Below are 19,047 nucleotides of genomic sequence, written 5' to 3'. Positions count from 1 at the left end.
TCAAACCGCTCCCTTCAACAATGTATTCATAATATTCTGCTTCTCTCCATCTGCATCGTTGAATGGCAATATGTAAAAGTAAAATGAATGCGTACCTAAATTTGTTTCTTTGATTTTTTCAATAATGTAGGCTACATGAGCTTTTATATCTGTATCCATTTTCAGCATAAGTTCTTCACGGAACTCTGTATTTGAATAATTATCCGGATCTAAACCAAGTGAATAGCCAAGGAATACCCCAAACGCCTTATCTACAGAGGCGTTCTTTTTCTTGCTCGGAAGAATGATGCTTTTTAGATAGTTGGTGGTTTGAGGGTCATAAGCTTGAGAAAATACGGTGCTCTCAACAACCTTTAATTCACTGCCGGTGTTGTCCCTTATTTCTACAAGAGATTCAAATGCATTATCGATAGCATCTTGCAAATCACCGATAATATTAGATTTTCCAAAAATCATCTGATAGGAAGGCATTGTACCTGTATTCCCAAGAGAGAGTAAATGAACACCTCCACTATGAAGAACACTCTGATCACCAAATGGAGCCAGCTCTATTTTACTAAACAATTTCGGAGCGCCAAGTATTTGTTCTAAAAAAACATAAAGCATGACATCGCCGAGTTCTTCACCGATCCATTCTTCATCCATTTTATATGCATCTCGTAGAAGGCCAATAGCTTTAGCTCCAACCACCTCTAAATCATCGTCTATCCGAAACTGCTCCATTTTAGCTCTGGAAAATACATATCGACCTATGTTTCTTAAAAGAAATTCATGCAAGGCATCAAAAGAAAATGTATTGTTTGCTACATCCAAATGGAACATGCGTAGCTGATTGGGGTTCCTAAGCCCTAGTGATTCTGTATGAGTTACCTCAGTAAAGACGCCGTCAAATCCCTTTTTTAGTGTTTTCGTAAATTGTTGCACCTGCACTACCCCCACCCCCATTTAATGACTGATCTTATGATTCGGTTTTTTCTTTCTTGGCATTGCGATCATCCGCTCCACCGGAACGTATCCATTCATCAACTTCAGAAATTTTGAATTTCCAAAGTCTGCCGACCTTATATGCTGGCATGTTTCTCTTTGCTATCCACTGTAAAATTGTTTCTCTTCCGGCCCCCAAGTGTTCCTGTATCTCCTTCAATGTCGACCATTTTTCAATGTTGTTTTTCTTTTTCATTTTCAAGCCTCCATTGTTTCGCTTCGAGTGTTTACAACTTTAACTACGACTTTAATCGCTTTCTGATCGTTGAAACATGTGCGACCTTCAGTATCTTTCATTTCCCATAAAGCTTCATATCTGCCCTCAAATCCTCTAGCGTTAAACGCTGCTGTCAAACATACATCATCCCCAGGTTTAACTTTCGGTATGTTAATGATCTTGTTTTTGGCCCTAATTCTCAGGTCAGATTGGTTGGTACATTCAAGGTATCTACCTTCCCAGGTAACGGTACCCGTATTTCTAATCGTCCATTGGTGTTCAAAATTTTTATAAAAGCTCACGTTATGGTCATGTTCTGGAACTCGGCTAACTATAAGAATATTGTCGCCCGGATAATAAGGTGCGTTGTTCGTTATTTCTGCTCCGGACTTTCGCAACAGTCGAGAGTATTCTGAGGCAACAATATCATCTACCTCATCAGATACTTCCGATACGATGGTTTGAAACTGTTTACATAGCGCTTTTATAAATAAGTCTTTGTTTTGATGCTCACTTTCAGGTATACCAAAGTTTTTCATTATAGTAGTCATGGTCTTCTCGCCGATTCGTGACTGAAAAAATAGCATAAGTCCATCAGTATCTAAGGGTTTTGGAAAACTATCTTTCATATCCTGAGTGAAGTCCCTTGTACCACTAAATACTTTTCTTTGGTACCCATCAGTACCATAGGGAGGTTTTAAAACAAAGAAACTACTTCCAGCAGCATTAAAGAGAGCACCTATAAAATGTCCTTGGCTATTGAGACCACTCAGATTTTTATATAGTCTCTTTGAAAATTCCGAAAAATTCATTTTGTAGGTTGCCTCCTTTCATATTTTAAGAGATTTTGGTTTGTACCATGTTTGTATCACATGTCCCATGCCTGTCTCTATTTTGAAAAAGTCTGTCCTGTGATAATTAGCTTGTAAGATATTTAATTAGTTATTGATGATTGTTAAAGATTTTCCAATTAATTATATCACATTAACTAACAAAAATAGGATATTAAAACACAAAGGTACTTATAGGTGGTTATTAACAGACTAACAAAATTTAAAAGCAGGGAGGAGCTTGGTATGAGCGAGATCAGAAACCTAGACGGAAAGTTGGTATGCCGAATTGATGATGCATCAGGCATCGTTGAAATCAAAGTAAAAGATTGTATCACCCTAATTAAAATCAATCCGGATGGTACAACAAAGGTCATCAATCGTAAGAAGCAAACAGCTTAGATAAAAACTTAATAAGATAATCCGCGAGACCGTTAGACGGCAGTGCGAAATACCTGAAAAAGGTATTCCACTGTCGTCTTTTTTGTCTTTCGGATAATTAGCGGCTCCCGCGGATTTCAAAGCCAAATTTTGAAAACCAAAGGAGTCAAGTTATGAAAAGAGAATACAAAACTAGCAAAAAGAACAGAACCAACTACATTTACTACACTGCAGAAGGAAGAAAGATCGTTATTACTCCAAATGAAAATGGGGTCACTGAGGCTGACATTGAAATTTTACATTCTATGGATGATTACGAAGTGGACGAGCAGCGACGCTACAATTACCGAGTAATAACTTATCTCGATGCTAATCAAGATGGAGAAAGCACAGCGGCTAATGATCGAAATGAATATCTTACTGATAATCGTACTAATCCAGAAAAGCTCTATGTAAATGTTGAAAATGAAGCAGAACACCTTTATTTGTTGGACAAGCTTACCAAGGCTATGGAGTACCTATTACCTCAACAAAAAGTATTATTTAAAAAAGTATATTTGGACAAGCGTTCCAATACTGATATCGCTGCTGAAGAAGACGTGTCCGAAGCAGCTATCCGCAAACGTCTGAAAAAGATGCACGAAAGATTAAGAAAAATTCTTTCCTAAAAAGGGGTTCGAAAGAGCCCTCTTTTTCGCTTATCGATGAGGGGAGATAAATCGCCTCTGGAAAGGAGACTGAATATGAGCCTGAAACACAAGGTCACAATCAATGTGGCAAAAAACGGGGGAGATAGAAGTCCTGTAATTCAAAGCAGCAGAAAAACGATCCGAAGTAGAATGCTAGATTTCTTATTCGGAAAGAAAGTAAGCTTGCTTGTCATTACTCCCGGTGACTCAGTCGAGACGGTAGAAATCAGGGAACTTAAGGAAGGGGGTGTGGGCCATGAGCAAAACCAAGCTTCTTCTTGATGTAGTCACTGATCTCAATTCATTAGCGGATAGCCTTAAAGCTGTTGCGGAAGCTTTCGCAAATAACGAGCCTGCCGAAAGGCCAAAGTCGGAACAATCTCAGCCTGAAGATCAGCCAGAGAAAAAGCAGGTTACTTTGGAAGAAGTAAGGGCCGTACTGGCTGAAAAGAGTCATGACGGATTTACAGCTGAAGTGAGAGCTCTACTACAAAAGTATGGTGCATCTAAACTCAGCGAGATTGAACCAACCAAGTACTCTTTCCTGCTCTCTGATGCGGAGGGATTAAAATGAGCAATCATGCCATTCTCTCTGCATCAGGGGCTCATCGCTGGATGAACTGTACACCATCGGCCAGGCTTGAGCTAGAGTTTGATGACAAAAGTGGAGAAGCTGCAGCCATTGGAACTGCTGCCCATGCATTAAGTGAACACAAACTTCGAAAGGCACTGAAGATGCAATCAAAAAAACCAGTCTCGCAGTACGATTCTAATGAGATGGACAAGTATACCGATGAATACGTGGAGTTCGTACTTGAGATTATTGAGCAAGTCAAACAAGACTGTAATGATCCGCTCGTTTTAATTGAACAGCGTCTCGATTTTTCAACCTATGTTCCAGATGGTTTTGGGACCGGTGACTGTTTAATCATCGCTGACGGAACTCTTCACATTATCGATTTTAAGTATGGACAAGGTGTATTGGTCAGTGCAGAGGAAAACCCACAAATGAAGCTCTATTCCCTTGGTGCACTAGAGTTATTTGATGGTATTTATGACATCGGTGAGGTTTCAATGACAATCTATCAACCTAGGCGAGAAAATGTTAGCACATCTACAGCTTCAAAAGAAAGTTTGTACCAATGGGCTGATGAAATTTTGAAGCCTAAAGCAGAATTAGCTTTTACTGGTGACGGTAACTATTGTCCGGGAGAATGGTGCCAATTTTGTCGGGCAGCAGTGAAATGTAGAGCAAGAGCGGAAGAAAAAATGAAACTGGCAGTATTTGAATTTGCTTTACCACCACTACTGTCAGATGAAGAAATCGCAGAGATTCTATCATCCCTAGGCGACCTTACTAACTGGGCAAATGACATCATGGCTTATGCAGCTAATGCTGCCATTAATCATGGAAAAGAGTGGCCTGGATTTAAGGTCGTTACAGGACGATCGAACCGCAAATACACAAATGAAAAAGCAGTAGCTGAAGCTGTGAAAAAGGCAGGCTATCAAGACATATACAGGCAAAGCCTCATAACCATTACCCAAATGGAAAAATTGCTAGGAAAGAAACGTTTTAATGAAATCTTAGGGGGGCTGGTCAAGAAGCCACCCGGAAAACCTGTGCTCGTACCTGTCTCAGATAAGCGTTCTGAAATAACAACTGGGACAGCAAAAAATGATTTTATGGAGGAATAATTATGTCAAATAAAGTAAAAAGTGCAAACCCTACGAAAGTAATCACTGGAGTTGTAAGACTCTCTTATGCCAATGTGTGGGAACCGAAATCTATCAATGGTGGAGCTGAAAAATACAGTGTGAGTTTAATTATTCCTAAAAGTGATACGAAGACGCTCACCGCTATTAATGAAGCAATTAATGCCGCAATTGAAGAAGGTAAAGGAAAATTTGGCGGTAAGATCCCAAATAAAGCAGTCTTAAAGATTCCTCTGCGCGATGGAGATATTGATCGGCCTGATGATGAAGCCTATGCGAACAGCTACTTCGTCAATGCAAATAGCAATACACCTCCGCAAGTCGTAGATAAAGATATCAATCCAATTCTTGAGCGTTCGGAAATCTACTCAGGTGTCTACGCAAGAGTAAGTATTAACCTGTATGCCTTCAACTCCAATGGAAACAAAGGTGTGGCGTGTGGCCTTGGTAATATTCAAAAGATCCGAGATGGAGAGCCTCTAGGTGGACGAACAAATGCAGCTGAAGATTTTGCCACTGATGTGGATGATGACTTTCTATCGTAGAAACCAAATTAAAACTGAGGGGGGAGCTATAGCTGCTCCCTCTTCTGCTATTACTGAAAAGAAAGTTTGGAAGGGGATTTTTGGATATGAAGGTCAATATCAATCTATTAGTTTCGGTAGGATTAGAAGACTTAAACCGAAAGTTTAGCATAACACCCTATGTGGTTTCCCGAAAAACTAGCAGCAGCATAAAGAGCGGGAGGACATTCAAATGACTAAAATAAAGCAATTATCATGTGACATTGAAACCTTTTCATCCGTAGAACTTGGGAAATCAGGAGTTTATAAATATGCAGAAGCACCGGATTTTGAAATCTTACTTTTTGGCTACAGTGTAGATGGTGGACCAGTGAAAGTTGTTGATTTAGTAAATGGTGAAGATATTCCACAAGAAGTGCTGGATGCCATTTTAGATGACCGGGTGATCAAATGGGCCTTTAATGCACAGTTTGAACGTATCTGTTTATCCCGTTACTTTGGAGTATGGTTAGAGCCTGATTCGTGGCGCTGTACGATGGTGTGGTCCGCTTATCTTGGTCTTCCTCTTTCCTTAGAGGGAGCTGCAATTGTAACAGGGGCGGATAAGAAAAAGCTGACGGAAGGTAAAGAGCTTATCCGGTATTTTTCGGTTCCTTGTAAGCCGACACAATCCAATGGTGGTCGTACACGTAATTTACCAGAACATGATCGGGATAGGTGGAATCGATATAAAGCATATAACATTCGCGATGTTGAAGCGGAGCTTTCAATTCAATCAAAACTCCAGAATTTCCCTATGCCAGATCAGGAGTGGCAAAACTATATTCTAGATCAGCAAATCAACGATCGAGGTATTCAGCTAGATTTAGAATTAGTGCGTAACGCTATCCGATGTGATGAACAATCCAAAGAAGAACTTACAAGTCGATTGAAAGAACTCACGAAACTTGATAACCCTAACTCCGTCGCACAGATGAGAAGCTGGCTTTCTAAGAATGGCTTGGAAACAGAGAGCCTTGATAAAGCATCCGTCAAAGTACTGCTAGAGACAGCACCTGCACATTTAAGAGAAGTATTAGAACTTCGTCAATTATTAGCCAAGTCCAGTGTGAAAAAATACAATGCCATGGAAAATGCAGTTTGTGCTGATAGAAGGGCTCGTGGGCTGTTGCAATTTTATGGTGCCAATCGAACTGGTAGATTTGCAGGAAGGCTTATTCAAGTTCAAAATCTTCCACAAAATCATCTGCTAGATTTGGAACAGGCACGAAAATTGGTAGTAGGCGGTCACTTTGATGCACTGGAAGTATTGTACGAATCTGTTCCTGGTGTCCTCTCAGAATTAATCCGTACTGCTTTTGTTCCAAAAGAAGGTCACAAGTTCATCGTTGCGGATTTCAGTGCCATTGAAGCGAGAGTCATTGCTTGGCTTTCAGGCGAAACATGGAGAAATGAAGTGTTTTCCACCCATGGAAAAATATATGAAGCATCTGCTTCCCAAATGTTTAAAGTTCCCTTGGAAGAAGTAACAAAAGGAAGCCCGTTAAGACAAAAAGGTAAGATTGCTGAACTGGCCCTTGGCTATGGAGGGTCAGTGGGTGCTTTAAAAGCAATGGGAGCTTTGGAGATGGGACTTACCGAAGCAGAACTGAAACCACTAGTCTACACCTGGCGTAATGCCAATCCTAATATTGTCAGACTGTGGTGGGAAGTCGATCGGTCAGTAAAAGCAACGGTAAAAGAGAGAAGCAGGACAGAAACACATCAGATCCAGTTTGGGTACCGTAGTGGAATGCTTTTGATTGAACTTCCATCTGGTAGACAGCTTACCTATGTAAAACCAAGAATGGACCTTAATAGTTTTGGCAACGAATCGGTGACTTATGAAGGTGTAGGAGCCACAAAAAAGTGGGAGCGTATTGATAGCTATGGTCCCAAATTTGTCGAAAACATCGTCCAAGCCATCTCAAGAGACCTTCTTTGTTATGCCATGAGAAATCTAGATGAAGCAGGTTATAAGATTGTGATGCATGTCCACGACGAGGTGGTTTTGGAGGTTCCTCACCAAGTTTCTGTTCAGGACGTTTGTGCTCTTATGAGCCAAACACCGACTTGGGCGCAGGGTCTCGTCTTACCTGCCGACGGATTCGAATGTAATTTTTATAAAAAAGATTAGTTTGGGGGGTTCGAGACCTCCTCTTTTTTCGCTTATAGCTGAGGACAACTTTTATCGTCCTATCACTACTATATGCGGGAGGTTCAATATGAAAGGACTAACGATTTTTAATTTTGAAGGCAGTGAAGTGCGTACCGTTCAGAAAAACGGTGAAACTTGGTGGGTGGCAAAAGACGTGTGCGATGTGTTTGGTGAAACAAATCGAAATCGCGCTATGCAGTCCCTTGATGAAGATGAAAAGGGGTATACGCAAATGACTACTCCTGGCGGCGTGCAACAGGTAGCGGTTGTGAATGAGCCGGGACTTTATTCTTTATTATTCTCTATGCATCCATCAAAAGCTAGAGGTATTAGTGAAGATTACATTTCCAAAAGAAAGCGAAAGTTGAAGAAATTTAAACGTTGGGTAACTCACGAGGTTCTCCCTTCTATTCGCAAGCATGGGTTATATGCAGTAGATGAATTGTTAGCAAATCCTGATCTTTGGATTAAGGCGTTACAAGAACTCAAAGCAGAACGCGAAAAAAATATTGAGCTTACTACGACGATCGGTATTCAAGAACAACAGATTGCAGAAATGCAACCCAAAGCCAGTTACTACGATGTGGTGCTTAATTGCAAGGATGCGGTGGCTATTACGACTATTGCTAAAGATTATGGAAAGTCCGGTCGCTGGCTCAATGAATACCTTCGTGATCTCGGGGTTCAGTTTCGTCAAGGGAAGATTTGGCTTTTATATCAAAAATATGCTCATCATGGATACACGACAACCAAAACTCATACGTATCCAGGAAAAGATGGATCCATGCACTCCAAAGTTCACACCTATTGGACGCAGAAGGGGCGACTGTTCATTTACGAGCTACTGAAAGATGATGGAATGCTGCCACTTATTGAACAAGGGCCTGACAATGAGGTGGAGTAGTTATGGACAAGGTTTCTTTTACTTTATATACGGCTGACTGCACAGGAAATCTATCAAACTGTATTTATCCTCAAAAGGCGGTCATTACGGATAAAACATCTTTCCTTAAAGCGATCAAATACGATCATGTTTCAGCGGAATATAAAGACAACTACCGCAGTAGTTCTAATTATATTCAGGCAGATAATGTTGTACTTGACTGTGATAACGACCACTCGGATGATCCGAAAGACTGGGTTACTTCAGCTGATGTTGCACATGTTTTTTCAGGTGTTCCTTTTGTGGTTTCTTACAGCAGAAATCATATGAAACAAAAAGGGAACAAGTCAGCTCGACCAAGATTTCATGTATATTTCATGATTCCAACAACCACAGACCAGAATGAATATGTCATGTTAAAACAACAGATTGTCTCAGTGTTTCCTTACTTTGATACCAATGCGCTTGACAGTGCAAGACTGATTTTTGGAACCGAGAATACGGATGTAGAAGTCTATGACGGTAATAAAGATCTTGCGGAATTTTTAGATGATGCGGCATTTATGGATTGGGATAACGGACAGGAAGAGGTGCCAGAGGGAAAGCGTAACAGCACCATGTCTCATTTTGCTGGGAAGATCATTAAGCGCTATGGGAATTCGGATGAGGCCTATGCTTTGTTTATAAAACAGGCAGAAAAGTGCAATCCACCTCTTGAAGAAAGCGAATTACAACTGATATGGAAGAGCGCAGTTCATTTTGGGAAACGCGTGGCATCACAAGAAGGATATATCTCTCCGGAAGAGTACAACTCAGACACTTTATTGAAACCTGATGATTTCTCAGACGTTGGACAAGCCATTGTGCTTGCAAGAGAATATACAGGACAACTTAGATATTCTCCGGCCACTGATTATATCGTTTACAACGGTAGCTTTTGGGAGGAATCAAAGTCAAGGTCACAGGCAGTCGCTCAGGAGCTTACCACTAGACAACTGGAAGAAGCTGAGACGGAAATGAAAAAGGCGATGTCTGAAATGGTTAAAAACGGTGCTGTAGAAATATTGGCATCATTGGGTCCAAAGAAAGCCGTCAACCATTTTAATAAACAGCAATCTCATGCTTATGAAAAATATGAAGCTGCTCATGAATACAAGAAGTATGCCATCAAACGCAGGGATTCAAAATATATTGCATCCGCATTAAGAGAGGCTCGACCCATGCTAGAAATTGAACAAAAGACGCTGGATGCAGATGAATTTCTGCTGAATACTCCTTCAGCTACCTATGATTTACGTGAAGGTACGAACACTCATATAGCACATGATTATTCACATTTTATTACAAAGCAGACAGCAGTAGATCCAAATGATGTGGGTGCAAGGAAATGGGAGGAGGCTCTAAATACATTTTTCTTAAATGACACAGAGCTTATTGATTATGTGCAAAAAATCGTAGGGCTTTCTGCGATTGGGAAAGTTTATGTGGAAGCTTTAATTATTGCCTATGGTGAAGGGCGTAACGGAAAATCAACCTTTTGGAATGTGGTGTCAAGGGTTCTCGGCTCTTATAGTGGAAATATTTCTGCAGATATGCTGACAGTCGGTTGCCGCAGAAATGTTAAACCGGAACTTGCTGAGGCAAAGGGAAAAAGGCTATTGATTGCAGCAGAAATGGAAGAAGGGATGCGCCTTAATACCTCTAATGTGAAACAGCTCTGTTCTACGGATGAGATTTATGCGGAAAAGAAGTATAAAGATCCATTTAGCTATATTCCCAGTCACACACTTGTCCTGTATACCAATCACCTTCCAAAGGTCGGGGCGATCGATAAAGGCACATGGCGAAGGTTGATTGTTATTCCTTTTGCAGCAAAGATTGAAGGGAGCCAAGACATTAAGAATTATACAGATTATCTTTTTGAGCATGCTGGGGGTGCGATACTTGCTTGGATTATTGAAGGGGCAAAAAAAGTAATCAAAGATGAATACAGAATCGAACTCCCACAGAAAGTGAAGGATGCGATGCAGGCTTATAAGGAAAATAATGACTGGCTCTCACATTTTCTCACAGAGTGTTGTGAGCTTGATGATACTTTCACAGCAAAGTCTGGTGAGGTGTATAACGAGTATCGTGCTTTTTGTATTCGCACAGGAGAGTATACCCGAAGTACTGCTGACTTTTATACTGCCTTAGAATCGGCGGAATTTACAAGAAAAAAGACGAGAGCTGGCATCATCATCAATGGTTTACGACTGAAGTCAGAGTTCTTAGAATAGATGGTTTTCCTAAAGTGTGCAGGTCTATGAAGGTCATATTATAGACTTTTCTATAGGGTTAAAAAAAATAGTATATATATAAAGTTATATATATACCATGCACGGACCTGCACACTCCCCCTATCACTGATGTTAAGGAGGCAGACATGCTTGAAAAACATCTCGAACGAAAACTAGTAACAGAAGTAAAAAAGATGGGAGGGTTGGCACTAAAATTGATATCCCCCGGATTTGATGGAGTGCCAGACCGATTGGTTTTATTATCACATGGAAAAATGGCCTTTGTGGAAGTCAAAGCACCAGGAAAAAGATTAAGGCCTTTACAGGAAAAGCGAAAAAGACAGTTAGAGTCTCTAGGGTTTTTGTTTTTTTGCTTGGATAACGTAAAGCAGATAGAACCTTTACTCGCTGAAATTATGGGAGGTGATGCCAAATGAAGTTCATACCGCATGATTATCAGCGATTTGCAATGGAGTTTGTTAAGGACAACCAGATTGCAAGCCTCATTCTCGATATGGGCTTAGGTTAAGGCAAGACAGTGATTACTCTTTCCTCCATTTTCGATCTAACCTTAGATAGCTTTCTCGTTCGAAAAGTGCTGGTCATTGCACCACTTCGAGTAGCTAGAGATACATGGCCAGCAGAGATTGAAAAATGGGATCATCTTATAGGGCTGCAATACACCGTTGCAATTGGTACTGAAACGGAAAGAAAAACAGCACTGATGAGAAAAGCTCAGGTGTACATCATTAATCGTGAAAATGTGGAATGGCTGATTTCTAAAAGTGGAATCCCCTTTGATTTTGACATGGTGGTAATAGATGAGCTTTCCTCGTTTAAATCTCATCAGACAAAGCGGTTCAAAAGTCTACTTAAAGTCAGACCTCAAGTGAAAAGGTTTGTCGGCCTTACCGGAACACCATCATCGAACGGACTCATGGACTTATGGGCAGAGTATCGTCTTTTGGATATGGGACAAAGACTAGGACGGTTTATTGGTAGATACAGAGAAACTTACTTTGTACCTGATAAACGCAATCAACAAGTCATATTCTCTTACAAACCTAAGCCAGGAGCAGAAGAAGCTATTCATCAACAGATTTCAGATATCACGATTAGTATGAAAGGTTCTGATTATCTGAAACTACCAAAGCTAGTGATGAATGAAGTAGCAGTCAGGATTTCTGACAAAGAAATGGAAACCCTTGATCGTCTGAAACGAGATTTGATAACGACCGTTAACGACGAGGAAATTACTGCAGCCAATGCTGCAACGTTATCAAACAAACTTTTGCAGATGGCAAATGGTGCAGTCTACGATGATCATGGTGCGGTAACGCCTATACACGACCGAAAGCTAGATGCGCTAGAAGACGTAATCGAAGGAGCCAATGGGAAACCTGTCTTAATTGCCTACTGGTTTAAGCACGATCTGATCCGGATACAAAAGCGATTTAAAGTTGAAGTACTATCAAGTACGGGTTCTATAAAGAGATGGAACAATGGGAAAATTCCAGTTGCGGCCATTCACCCCGCTTCAGCAGGACATGGTTTGAACTTACAATCTGGGGGTTCAACCCTTGTCTGGTTTGGATTAACGTGGAGTCTTGAACTCTACCAACAAACGAATGCGAGATTGTGGCGTCAAGGCCAGAAGGAGACCGTAATCATTCACCATTTGATTGCCAAAGACACGATCGATGAACGGGTGATGAAAGCTTTGAAAGATAAAGATGTGAGCCAAGCTGCGCTTATCGAAGCAGTGAAGGCGAAAATGAATAAGCACAAGGAGGTCAATTCTCATGGATGAAGTAATGAAACAGGAACAGAACTGTTTTGCTTACATGAATGGAAAGTGTAAGGTTCTAAGAGTGAAACAGTGTGAAGGGGTTGGGTGTAGCTTTTTTAAAACATCAACTCAATTGCAGATGGATAGACTAAAAGCTTTTGAACATATACAATCTCTGGATGTCAAAATCCGTAATGAAATTATTGATATGTACAATTTGGATAACTCAAACTATCTGAAAGAAGGGATGAGCTATGGTAACTAAATTGAAAATTAGGCAGGAGGGAATGGTTGTGAATGCAAAGGAGTATTTATCTCAAGCCTTTAACCTTGATCAGCTAATTAACTGTAAATTAGAACAGGTAGCTGTGTTAAGAAATCAAGCTCTTAAAGTGACGTCGGTTATTCACTCAGACCTCGTTCAAGGATCAAAGCAGCGATCTCCGATGGAAAATACACTTGTAAAGTTGATGAATCTTGAACAAGAAATTGATGCAGATATTGATAGGTTGGTAGCTTTAAAGCAGGAGTTGAAAGACTTTGTTGCGGGAATTGATAACCCACTCTATAAACTACTTCTTGAACTTCGCTATCTGAATGGCAGCACATGGGAAGAAGTAGCAGCAATTTTGGGATACGATTTGCGTTGGATTTATCGATTGCATAGTAAAGCGTTGAAAGATGCAAACCGAATTTTATCATCTCCTGAAAAAAGATGTACATGAACAATTTTGAATAATTAGTAATGAAAGCTCGAAAACAAGCATTTTTAAGAGAACTTGTTTATTCGGGCTTTTTTAAATTGAACAACAGATAAATAAAATGTAATGTCTTTTTTTATTTTGTTTACGCGATTGCTCACGCAAATACGCTATTGACAATTAATTAGTTTCAAATGTATACTTATTTACGTGAGCAAGCGAGCAAACAAAATAGGAGGTTTTAGTTATGACGTGGAGCGAAACGGATAGTGAAAACTTAGCGAAGGCAGTTAGTTTGTTGGATGAACTTGTATCACTGGTGAAGGGTGGGAATACAATTAATCAACACCCCCCTGTAGCCTCTCATTCTGGTCAAAATTTAGAACAAGAACTTTTTGAGAAAATTACGGACGTCTATGTAGATGAGGAAATTCTGAAGCAAGCAAAAAGTCTCAAGAGAAAGTCTGGTCAGCGTGTATCCAAAAATCTCACACAAGTGCTTGTTAACTTCTTTGCTAAAATATTGCCGAATTTACAAGTATCTAGTCATAATCAATATGTCCTATTTCAAAAAGATAATCAACCAGTAGCTTTACTTCGATTTCAAACTGACTTAGGTTACACCCGTGGTGATGTATGGTATGACCATATTCAGGATGTTGTTAATGAAGCAGCATCCATTGGGGTAAACTCTGACCGAGTGTTTATTATGGTTGGTAGTATGATTAATAGTTTAGATAATGCTTATATTCAAGATGTACTACAACAGAAAGGTATTCCTGATAATTCGGAGCTTCTTTCAAATAAACATAAAATATTATTTGAAAACTTTCTAAAAAAATATGTTGCTAACATTCCGCATCTTCCAAATCCAGAGCAACAAGTATTTTTTCTTGCAAAAGATGTTCATCCAAACCCTATTTCCTTTGAAATAGTTAGTAAAAATAAAGCCCATCCTAACATCACTAATTTTATTGATCCCTCGGTGACTGATTTACACGAAGTACTTTCTAATATATAAGTGAAAATGATGTTCAACAAAGGCAGCTTTTTGCATCGAACCTATATAACTTTGTGTAAACAGGCCATGAAAAGCCATTATAAGCCATGTAGTAAGTGTGCTAAAGTATAAGATGTAGAAATAGCATAACAACAGCCCTTGAAGGAATATCTTCTTGGGCTTTCTTTAATTTATAAAGTGAACTACGGAGTTGAGATAAATGCCTATGAAACCAAAGAAACCATGCAAGCATCCGGGGTGTCCATTGTTAACGGACCAATCGTATTGTGAGTTTCATGCGAAGCTTTATGCAGACGAACGAGCTGGTGCAAGGGAGCGTGGTTATGATAGTCGATGGCGAAAAGCACGGAAACAATTCTTAAACGCCCATCCTCTATGTAAACATTGTGAAAAGAAAGGGAAGGTAACACCAGCAACGGTTGTGGACCATATTACTCCTCACCGTGGAGATCAGCGTTTGTTCTGGGATGAAACCAATTGGCAGCCTTTATGTAAGAAGTGCCATGACAGAAAGACGAGAACAGAAGACCAGCATCCAGTGTACACCTTTTGATAGCCCCCCTAGGGGAGGTCAAATCCCTACAACCCATTGGCTGGTGACCGCGTGCCCCCTTCACGTGAATTTTCGCGTAATTAAATAAGGGGGGTATCCATAGAGGATATCGAATAGTGAAAATCATTAGTTAAAATAAGGGTTTTAGCTATTTTATAATTTGCGAAATAGTACAAATGGAAAAGTTATAAAAATCCTAATAAAGCCTTGGTGCTATTGGTTTTGAGGAACATTTAACACTTAAATAAGAAATGGCAATGAAACGTCCGTATTAGTTTAGTAAATGGCTAATTCAGGCGTTTTTTTATTGCTCTTTTTAATACTGTTTACGCAGAAAGGAGCATGAGAGATGACGGAAGCAGAAAAGCAGCTTATTTATGACCTTCGGTTAAAAGGGGTTGGCTATAAAGCAATCGCAGCGGTGTTGGGAAAATCACGAGACAGCATACGTGGCTTTTGTAGAAGGAATGGCCTAACCGGTGATTCGAGTGTGGTTGCTTTAAATGTGAAAGAACAGATCAAGAATAATCTTCTCTGCACTTGCTGTGGTAAACCTATCAAACAAAAAGGGCGTGGCCGAGCTAGGAAGTTTTGTTCTGAAGAATGTCGCCGGAAATGGTGGAAAGAAAACCCGCAAGCGAGAAACAAAAGTGAAACTGCGATCTACCACTATACATGTCCACATTGTGGAAAAGAGTTTAGCACTTACGGGAACAAGAAACGAAAGTTTTGTAGCCATGACTGTTACATAAAATCAAGATTTTGGAGTGAAGAAGATGAACTTTAAAAAATTAAGAATAGACGACTTGGTTCCAGCTAGTTATAACCCAAGGAAGAAGCTCAAACCGGGAGACAGTGAATTTGAAAAAATAAAAAATAGTATCAGTGAGTTCGGATATGTAGACCCAATTATCGTGAATAAGGATTTGACGGTTATCGGTGGGCATCAACGAGCTTCTGTTTTAAAGACATTGGGCTATACCGAGATTGATTGTGTAGTTATCGATATTGATAAGACAAAGGAAAAAGCTTTAAATATTGCTCTTAATAAAATCAGTGGTGAATGGAACAAAGAGTTATTAGCAGATTTGATTCAGGATTTGCAATCAATGGACTACGATATCGGATTTACAGGTTTCGATCCACCTGAAATTGATCAGCTATTTAACGAAGTCCATGACAAAGATATTAACGAAGATGATTTTGATGTAGAAAAGGAGCTGGCTGAACCTACAATTACACATAAGGGCGATGTGTGGTTGCTTGGAAGGCATAGGTTAATCTGCGGTGATAGTACAGACCCTGATGTATACCAGGAACTCATGAATGGGCAAAAGGCGAATCTAGTGATAACGGACCCGCCATACAATGTAAATTACTCTTCTCAAGCAGGTAGTATCAAAAACGATAATATGAAAGACCAAGAGTTTTATAGCTTTTTGTTCAAAGCGTTTAGCAACATGGCTGCAAGCATGGAGAAGGATGCATCCATTTATGTTTTCCACGCAGATACGGAAGGATACAACTTCAGAAAGGCATTTAAAGATGCAGGATTTTACTTGTCTGGTGTTTGTATTTGGGCAAAGCAAAGCCTGGTTCTTGGCCGTAGCCCTTACCAGTGGAAGCACGAACCCATTTTATTTGGTTGGTTAAAGGATGGAAAGCACAACTGGTACGGAGATAGAAAACAAAGTACCATCTGGAATTTTGATAGACCTTCAAAGAATGCCCTTCATCCAACCATGAAGCCTGTTGGCCTTTGTGCTTACCCAATCCAGAACAGCAGCATGAGCAATTGCATCGTGCTCGATCCGTTTGGTGGGAGTGGATCTACACTTATTGCCTGTGAACAGACCAATCGCATTTGCTACACGGTTGAACTGGATGAAAAGTATTCTGATGTGATTGTGAAAAGGTACATTGAGCAGGTTGGGACTGATAAAGGTGTATTTTTACTGAGAAATGGCGAAGAGATTGCCTTTGCTGATGTACCAAAACCAGAGTCGGTAGAAGAAGTGGAATTATTACAGTAATAGCTATGAATCTAGTTGCTATGCTTCAATGTGTATGGCAATATGCTACTACCTTAATAGAATGGAGGTGTAGCGATGGAAGAACAAATCAAGCCAACTTGCAAACTAGTGGGTGAAGATGGAAATATCTTTTCAATCCTCGGTCGGGTAAGTAGAGCCTTAAAAGAAAACGGGAAAGCCGATGAAGCGAAGGAAGTAATTGAGCAAGTGATGCTATCCGGTTCCTATGATGAGGCCCTGCAAATTATGATGGAATACGTTGAAGTGGAGTGATTAGTACTTGAGAGCAATCTTCGGTAGAAAAATAGGCGACCTGACCGAGTTGGAGGTATTGACTGAACAAGCGATAAAGAGTAGGCAGCAGGGTCAAAGTTACTGTGTGATAAAAGAGGTGTTATTGGAGGACGACCAATTTCATTCCTTTGCAAATGACTTTTTCAACGACCAGCCTTGGATCACCGAGGAAGATGGTGGAGTGAATGAAAACAGAGAGGTTCGTTGCATTCGAGTGATTAACCAAGATACCGGTGAAAAGATTCTTGTTAATAACGAGGGATATACTTATGCAAGGTATGTTGGGATTGAAAATGATTAAAGGGCAGGCCTTGAGGGGCTTGCTTTTTACGTTAAAAATAAATGCGGATATCTGTCCGGAATGACTTGCTATTACCTGTGTTTAGAGTGATATATGTACTACACCAAAACACAGGAGGGAAGTAAAATGAACCGAAAAGAAATGGTAAAGAAACTAGGCGAGTTTTTCGGAGTAAAGCCGAAGTATCTGAATGCTCCAACCTTTGCCTACGAAATTGAAATGCCTGAAGAAACCTACACAATCGACAGGCAAGGAACAATCACAACTTCAGCTGGAGAAGTAAAGACTTTTGAAGAGTTGATAAGTCCAACGGTTCTAAATGATGAACCGGAGCAGATGCCTGAAGAAGAGCAGGATCCTTTAAACATAGACAGTTTAGAAGTTAAGCTTCCGCTTGAAGAACACACCGGAGCAACCCTCCGCAATCTAGTAAACATGCTTTTTAGCAAGCAACACTTGATCATGAAAGCCTTCAAGCTAACCGAACCGCTGATGGATGGCACTTTTGCAGAGGACTTAAGCTTCAAAGAGATAAGTACCTTTGAAGAGTTTCAGAAAGCGCTCGATGAACTCGGAACAGAAAGGATCTCAGGCATAGCCTTTGATTTTGAAGAAGAAACTTTCACGATCAAACTAAAAGCAACGAACCTAAACCCTGATCAGATTGCAGCCTTTCAAGATTTAATTGCATTCATCAACAAAAGTGCCCTAAAGCAAAAGCGAGCATCGTTTAAGCAAGCACAGGATGACAATCCGAAATATGCCTTGCGAACTTGGCTCATTCGCCTTGGGATGAACGGGAGCGAGTATAAAACAACAAGGAAGGTGCTACTTGCCAACCTCGAAGGAAGCGGAGCCTTTAGAAAAGCAGGTGAGCCAAATGAATAGAGAAACCTATCGGGCAATGATACGAGGGTTGATTGCTACCATCATTGAAAAAGAGGTAGTGCTTGGTGAATCTGATGCAAAGGAAAGTGTACTAACCATTCTGTATTTGCTTGAGGACTTGGACCTTTTCTGGAACAGCGACATGGAATTCGAAGAGAATGCCGAACACCTTCAGCATTTCATCGATAGGACTAGAGAAAAGTACACATTGGGAGGTACTGATGGATAAATTTTTTACTCAATCACACTGTGACCGATGTGGCAGTAGCTTGAAGGGTGGGCGAATCACGTCCATGTATTCGACGGAATGCCTATGCATGACTTGCAAAGACAAAGAGTCGCAAAGGCCTGATTATGATGAGGCGGTTAAAGCCGACCATGAGGAAATAAAGAAAGGTAATTACAATTATAAAGGGATAAAGGGTCAATAACTTAAAATTATGGTTCGGGTTTTTGGAGTCTATCACAAGGTAGGCTCTTTATTTTGTTCTAACAGAAAGGAGGTGGAGCCTGTGGCCAATGTCATCAGGCTAAGGATACAAATATTGGAATGTTACTTTGAGGCCACTGAAAAAGTGAATGTTTTTGAAAAACGAATGATTATAGGGGGGCAAAAATGTCGCCCTAACCCTCAAACGAGCCTTAGAAGCGATTCTAGAGGCTCGTTTTTTGAATATTATTTTTCAGATAAAAAAATTTGGACTTTTTCAGCAGTCCGTGTTACTTTCTGCTTTTCTTTTTTTGTAATGAGCTACTATCAAAGTCCC

26 protein-coding genes are annotated in these 19,047 nt (G+C 40.2%); 23 read left to right on the top strand and 3 right to left on the bottom strand.

What is annotated here, in order from left to right; genetic code table 11:
• The 3 genes from BKP37_RS09640 to BKP37_RS09630 are packed head-to-tail and all read right to left on the bottom strand — an operon-like array spanning position 1 to position 2,013.
• Positions 1-924: a HamA C-terminal domain-containing protein gene (locus tag BKP37_RS09640; protein ID WP_169823122.1), complete on the bottom strand. Its 924-nt coding sequence runs from the start codon at positions 922-924 to the stop codon at positions 1-3.
• A gap of 34 nt (positions 925-958) precedes the next feature.
• Entirely contained in the window at positions 959-1,180 is a 222-nt protein-coding gene (locus BKP37_RS09635; RefSeq protein ID WP_071309403.1) for an excisionase family DNA-binding protein, read from the bottom strand.
• 2 nt (positions 1,181-1,182) lie between these two features.
• A complete protein-coding gene (locus BKP37_RS09630) occupies positions 1,183-2,013 on the bottom strand; it encodes an NBR1-Ig-like domain-containing protein (protein ID WP_071309402.1) in 831 nt (276 codons plus the stop codon).
• 264 nt (positions 2,014-2,277) lie between these two features.
• On the opposite strand from BKP37_RS09630, the gene BKP37_RS20080 reads away from it, so the two are divergent.
• The 23 genes from BKP37_RS20080 to BKP37_RS20320 form a co-directional block, all read left to right on the top strand.
• Positions 2,278-2,433 (top strand): hypothetical protein, encoded by a 156-nt coding sequence (locus BKP37_RS20080; protein ID WP_169823121.1) that lies wholly within the window; start codon positions 2,278-2,280, stop codon positions 2,431-2,433.
• Between the two features lie 152 nt (positions 2,434-2,585).
• Positions 2,586-3,080, top strand: a complete 495-nt coding sequence (locus BKP37_RS09625; protein WP_071309401.1) for an RNA polymerase sigma factor — start codon at positions 2,586-2,588, stop codon at positions 3,078-3,080.
• A 75-nt stretch (positions 3,081-3,155) separates the two neighbouring features.
• A complete protein-coding gene (locus BKP37_RS09620; protein ID WP_071309400.1) occupies positions 3,156-3,383 on the top strand; it encodes a hypothetical protein in 228 nt (75 codons plus the stop codon).
• Positions 3,358-3,675 (top strand): rRNA biogenesis protein rrp5, encoded by a 318-nt coding sequence (locus BKP37_RS09615; RefSeq protein ID WP_071309399.1) that lies wholly within the window; start codon positions 3,358-3,360, stop codon positions 3,673-3,675. Before BKP37_RS09620 ends, BKP37_RS09615 begins: the two co-directional genes overlap by 26 nt.
• Positions 3,672-4,799: a DUF2800 domain-containing protein gene (locus BKP37_RS09610; protein ID WP_071309398.1), complete on the top strand. Its 1,128-nt coding sequence runs from the start codon at positions 3,672-3,674 to the stop codon at positions 4,797-4,799. The genes BKP37_RS09615 and BKP37_RS09610 overlap by 4 nt, the downstream gene beginning before the upstream one ends.
• A 2-nt stretch (positions 4,800-4,801) precedes the next feature.
• Complete coding sequence (locus tag BKP37_RS09605; RefSeq protein WP_071309397.1) at positions 4,802-5,362, top strand: DUF2815 family protein; 561 nt, start codon at positions 4,802-4,804, stop codon at positions 5,360-5,362.
• Complete coding sequence (locus BKP37_RS19660; RefSeq protein ID WP_139193102.1) at positions 5,313-5,510, top strand: hypothetical protein; 198 nt, start codon at positions 5,313-5,315, stop codon at positions 5,508-5,510. The genes BKP37_RS09605 and BKP37_RS19660 overlap by 50 nt, the downstream gene beginning before the upstream one ends.
• 72 nt (positions 5,511-5,582) lie before the next feature.
• Entirely contained in the window at positions 5,583-7,517 is a 1,935-nt protein-coding gene (locus tag BKP37_RS09600; RefSeq protein WP_084034647.1) for a DNA polymerase, read from the top strand.
• An 88-nt stretch (positions 7,518-7,605) separates the two neighbouring features.
• Positions 7,606-8,442, top strand: coding sequence for a phage antirepressor (locus BKP37_RS09595; RefSeq protein ID WP_071309395.1), 837 nt, complete (start codon positions 7,606-7,608; stop codon positions 8,440-8,442).
• A gap of 2 nt (positions 8,443-8,444) precedes the next feature.
• Positions 8,445-10,700 (top strand): phage/plasmid primase, P4 family, encoded by a 2,256-nt coding sequence (locus tag BKP37_RS09590; RefSeq protein WP_071309394.1) that lies wholly within the window; start codon positions 8,445-8,447, stop codon positions 10,698-10,700.
• 146 nt (positions 10,701-10,846) lie between these two features.
• A complete protein-coding gene (locus BKP37_RS09585) occupies positions 10,847-11,137 on the top strand; it encodes a VRR-NUC domain-containing protein (RefSeq protein WP_071309393.1) in 291 nt (96 codons plus the stop codon).
• Positions 11,138-11,238: 101 nt separating this feature from the next.
• The gene (locus BKP37_RS09580; protein ID WP_071309392.1) at positions 11,239-12,510 is read left to right on the top strand and encodes a DEAD/DEAH box helicase; all 1,272 of its coding nucleotides are present in this window, start codon (positions 11,239-11,241) and stop codon (positions 12,508-12,510) included.
• Positions 12,503-12,754, top strand: a complete 252-nt coding sequence (locus tag BKP37_RS09575) for a hypothetical protein (protein ID WP_139193101.1) — start codon at positions 12,503-12,505, stop codon at positions 12,752-12,754. The genes BKP37_RS09580 and BKP37_RS09575 overlap by 8 nt, the downstream gene beginning before the upstream one ends.
• A complete protein-coding gene (locus BKP37_RS09570) occupies positions 12,744-13,214 on the top strand; it encodes a DUF1492 domain-containing protein (protein ID WP_211271439.1) in 471 nt (156 codons plus the stop codon). Before BKP37_RS09575 ends, BKP37_RS09570 begins: the two co-directional genes overlap by 11 nt.
• Positions 13,215-13,437: 223 nt before the next feature.
• Positions 13,438-14,211, top strand: a complete 774-nt coding sequence (locus BKP37_RS09565) for a hypothetical protein (RefSeq protein ID WP_071309390.1) — start codon at positions 13,438-13,440, stop codon at positions 14,209-14,211.
• Between the two features lie 199 nt (positions 14,212-14,410).
• Positions 14,411-14,764 carry an HNH endonuclease gene (locus BKP37_RS09560; protein ID WP_071309389.1) on the top strand — a complete coding sequence of 118 codons (354 nt, stop codon included), beginning with the start codon at positions 14,411-14,413 and terminating at the stop codon, positions 14,762-14,764.
• Positions 14,765-15,113: 349 nt separating this feature from the next.
• On the top strand, positions 15,114-15,551 hold the full coding sequence (locus BKP37_RS09555; RefSeq protein ID WP_071309388.1) for a helix-turn-helix domain-containing protein: 438 nt from the start codon (positions 15,114-15,116) through the stop codon (positions 15,549-15,551).
• Positions 15,541-16,797: a site-specific DNA-methyltransferase gene (locus BKP37_RS09550; RefSeq protein ID WP_071309387.1), complete on the top strand. Its 1,257-nt coding sequence runs from the start codon at positions 15,541-15,543 to the stop codon at positions 16,795-16,797. Before BKP37_RS09555 ends, BKP37_RS09550 begins: the two co-directional genes overlap by 11 nt.
• A gap of 75 nt (positions 16,798-16,872) precedes the next feature.
• Positions 16,873-17,070 carry a hypothetical protein gene (locus BKP37_RS09545; protein ID WP_071309386.1) on the top strand — a complete coding sequence of 66 codons (198 nt, stop codon included), beginning with the start codon at positions 16,873-16,875 and terminating at the stop codon, positions 17,068-17,070.
• 7 nt (positions 17,071-17,077) lie between these two features.
• Complete coding sequence (locus tag BKP37_RS09540) at positions 17,078-17,392, top strand: hypothetical protein (protein WP_071309385.1); 315 nt, start codon at positions 17,078-17,080, stop codon at positions 17,390-17,392.
• Positions 17,393-17,518: 126 nt separating this feature from the next.
• Positions 17,519-18,280 carry a hypothetical protein gene (locus BKP37_RS09535; protein ID WP_071309384.1) on the top strand — a complete coding sequence of 254 codons (762 nt, stop codon included), beginning with the start codon at positions 17,519-17,521 and terminating at the stop codon, positions 18,278-18,280.
• Positions 18,273-18,509 carry a hypothetical protein gene (locus tag BKP37_RS09530; RefSeq protein WP_071309383.1) on the top strand — a complete coding sequence of 79 codons (237 nt, stop codon included), beginning with the start codon at positions 18,273-18,275 and terminating at the stop codon, positions 18,507-18,509. Before BKP37_RS09535 ends, BKP37_RS09530 begins: the two co-directional genes overlap by 8 nt.
• A gap of 283 nt (positions 18,510-18,792) precedes the next feature.
• A partial coding sequence (locus BKP37_RS20320; RefSeq protein ID WP_211271438.1) for a hypothetical protein occupies positions 18,793-19,047 on the top strand: 255 nt, incomplete at its 3' end.

This window comes from Anaerobacillus alkalilacustris (assembly GCF_001866005.1).
GTDB classification, from domain to species: Bacteria; Bacillota; Bacilli; order Bacillales; family Anaerobacillaceae; genus Anaerobacillus; species Anaerobacillus alkalilacustris.
Note: the sequence above shows the minus strand (reverse complement) of the source record. Positions and strands in the feature narration are given on the sequence as shown.

Excerpts from the sequence above, each read along its gene's own strand:
- BKP37_RS09560 (WP_071309389.1), top strand. The coding sequence starts at position 14,411 with ATGCCTATGAAACCAAAGAAACCATGCAAGCATCCGGGGTGTCCATTG.
- BKP37_RS09545 (WP_071309386.1), top strand. The coding sequence starts at position 16,873 with ATGGAAGAACAAATCAAGCCAACTTGCAAACTAGTGGGTGAAGATGGA.
- BKP37_RS09535 (WP_071309384.1), top strand. The coding sequence starts at position 17,519 with ATGAACCGAAAAGAAATGGTAAAGAAACTAGGCGAGTTTTTCGGAGTA.
- BKP37_RS09550 (WP_071309387.1), top strand. The coding sequence starts at position 15,541 with ATGAACTTTAAAAAATTAAGAATAGACGACTTGGTTCCAGCTAGTTAT.
- BKP37_RS09625 (WP_071309401.1), top strand. The coding sequence starts at position 2,586 with ATGAAAAGAGAATACAAAACTAGCAAAAAGAACAGAACCAACTACATT.
- BKP37_RS09585 (WP_071309393.1), top strand. The coding sequence starts at position 10,847 with ATGCTTGAAAAACATCTCGAACGAAAACTAGTAACAGAAGTAAAAAAG.
- BKP37_RS09590 (WP_071309394.1), top strand. The coding sequence starts at position 8,445 with ATGGACAAGGTTTCTTTTACTTTATATACGGCTGACTGCACAGGAAAT.
- BKP37_RS20080 (WP_169823121.1), top strand. The coding sequence starts at position 2,278 with ATGAGCGAGATCAGAAACCTAGACGGAAAGTTGGTATGCCGAATTGAT.
- BKP37_RS09630 (WP_071309402.1), bottom strand. The coding sequence starts at position 2,013 with ATGAATTTTTCGGAATTTTCAAAGAGACTATATAAAAATCTGAGTGGT.
- BKP37_RS09575 (WP_139193101.1), top strand. The coding sequence starts at position 12,503 with ATGGATGAAGTAATGAAACAGGAACAGAACTGTTTTGCTTACATGAAT.
- BKP37_RS09620 (WP_071309400.1), top strand. The coding sequence starts at position 3,156 with ATGAGCCTGAAACACAAGGTCACAATCAATGTGGCAAAAAACGGGGGA.
- BKP37_RS09605 (WP_071309397.1), top strand. The coding sequence starts at position 4,802 with ATGTCAAATAAAGTAAAAAGTGCAAACCCTACGAAAGTAATCACTGGA.
- BKP37_RS09565 (WP_071309390.1), top strand. The coding sequence starts at position 13,438 with ATGACGTGGAGCGAAACGGATAGTGAAAACTTAGCGAAGGCAGTTAGT.
- BKP37_RS09635 (WP_071309403.1), bottom strand. The coding sequence starts at position 1,180 with ATGAAAAAGAAAAACAACATTGAAAAATGGTCGACATTGAAGGAGATA.
- BKP37_RS09555 (WP_071309388.1), top strand. The coding sequence starts at position 15,114 with ATGACGGAAGCAGAAAAGCAGCTTATTTATGACCTTCGGTTAAAAGGG.
- BKP37_RS09615 (WP_071309399.1), top strand. The coding sequence starts at position 3,358 with ATGAGCAAAACCAAGCTTCTTCTTGATGTAGTCACTGATCTCAATTCA.
- BKP37_RS09570 (WP_211271439.1), top strand. The coding sequence starts at position 12,744 with ATGGTAACTAAATTGAAAATTAGGCAGGAGGGAATGGTTGTGAATGCA.
- BKP37_RS09530 (WP_071309383.1), top strand. The coding sequence starts at position 18,273 with ATGAATAGAGAAACCTATCGGGCAATGATACGAGGGTTGATTGCTACC.
- BKP37_RS19660 (WP_139193102.1), top strand. The coding sequence starts at position 5,313 with ATGCAGCTGAAGATTTTGCCACTGATGTGGATGATGACTTTCTATCGT.
- BKP37_RS09610 (WP_071309398.1), top strand. The coding sequence starts at position 3,672 with ATGAGCAATCATGCCATTCTCTCTGCATCAGGGGCTCATCGCTGGATG.
- BKP37_RS09595 (WP_071309395.1), top strand. The coding sequence starts at position 7,606 with ATGAAAGGACTAACGATTTTTAATTTTGAAGGCAGTGAAGTGCGTACC.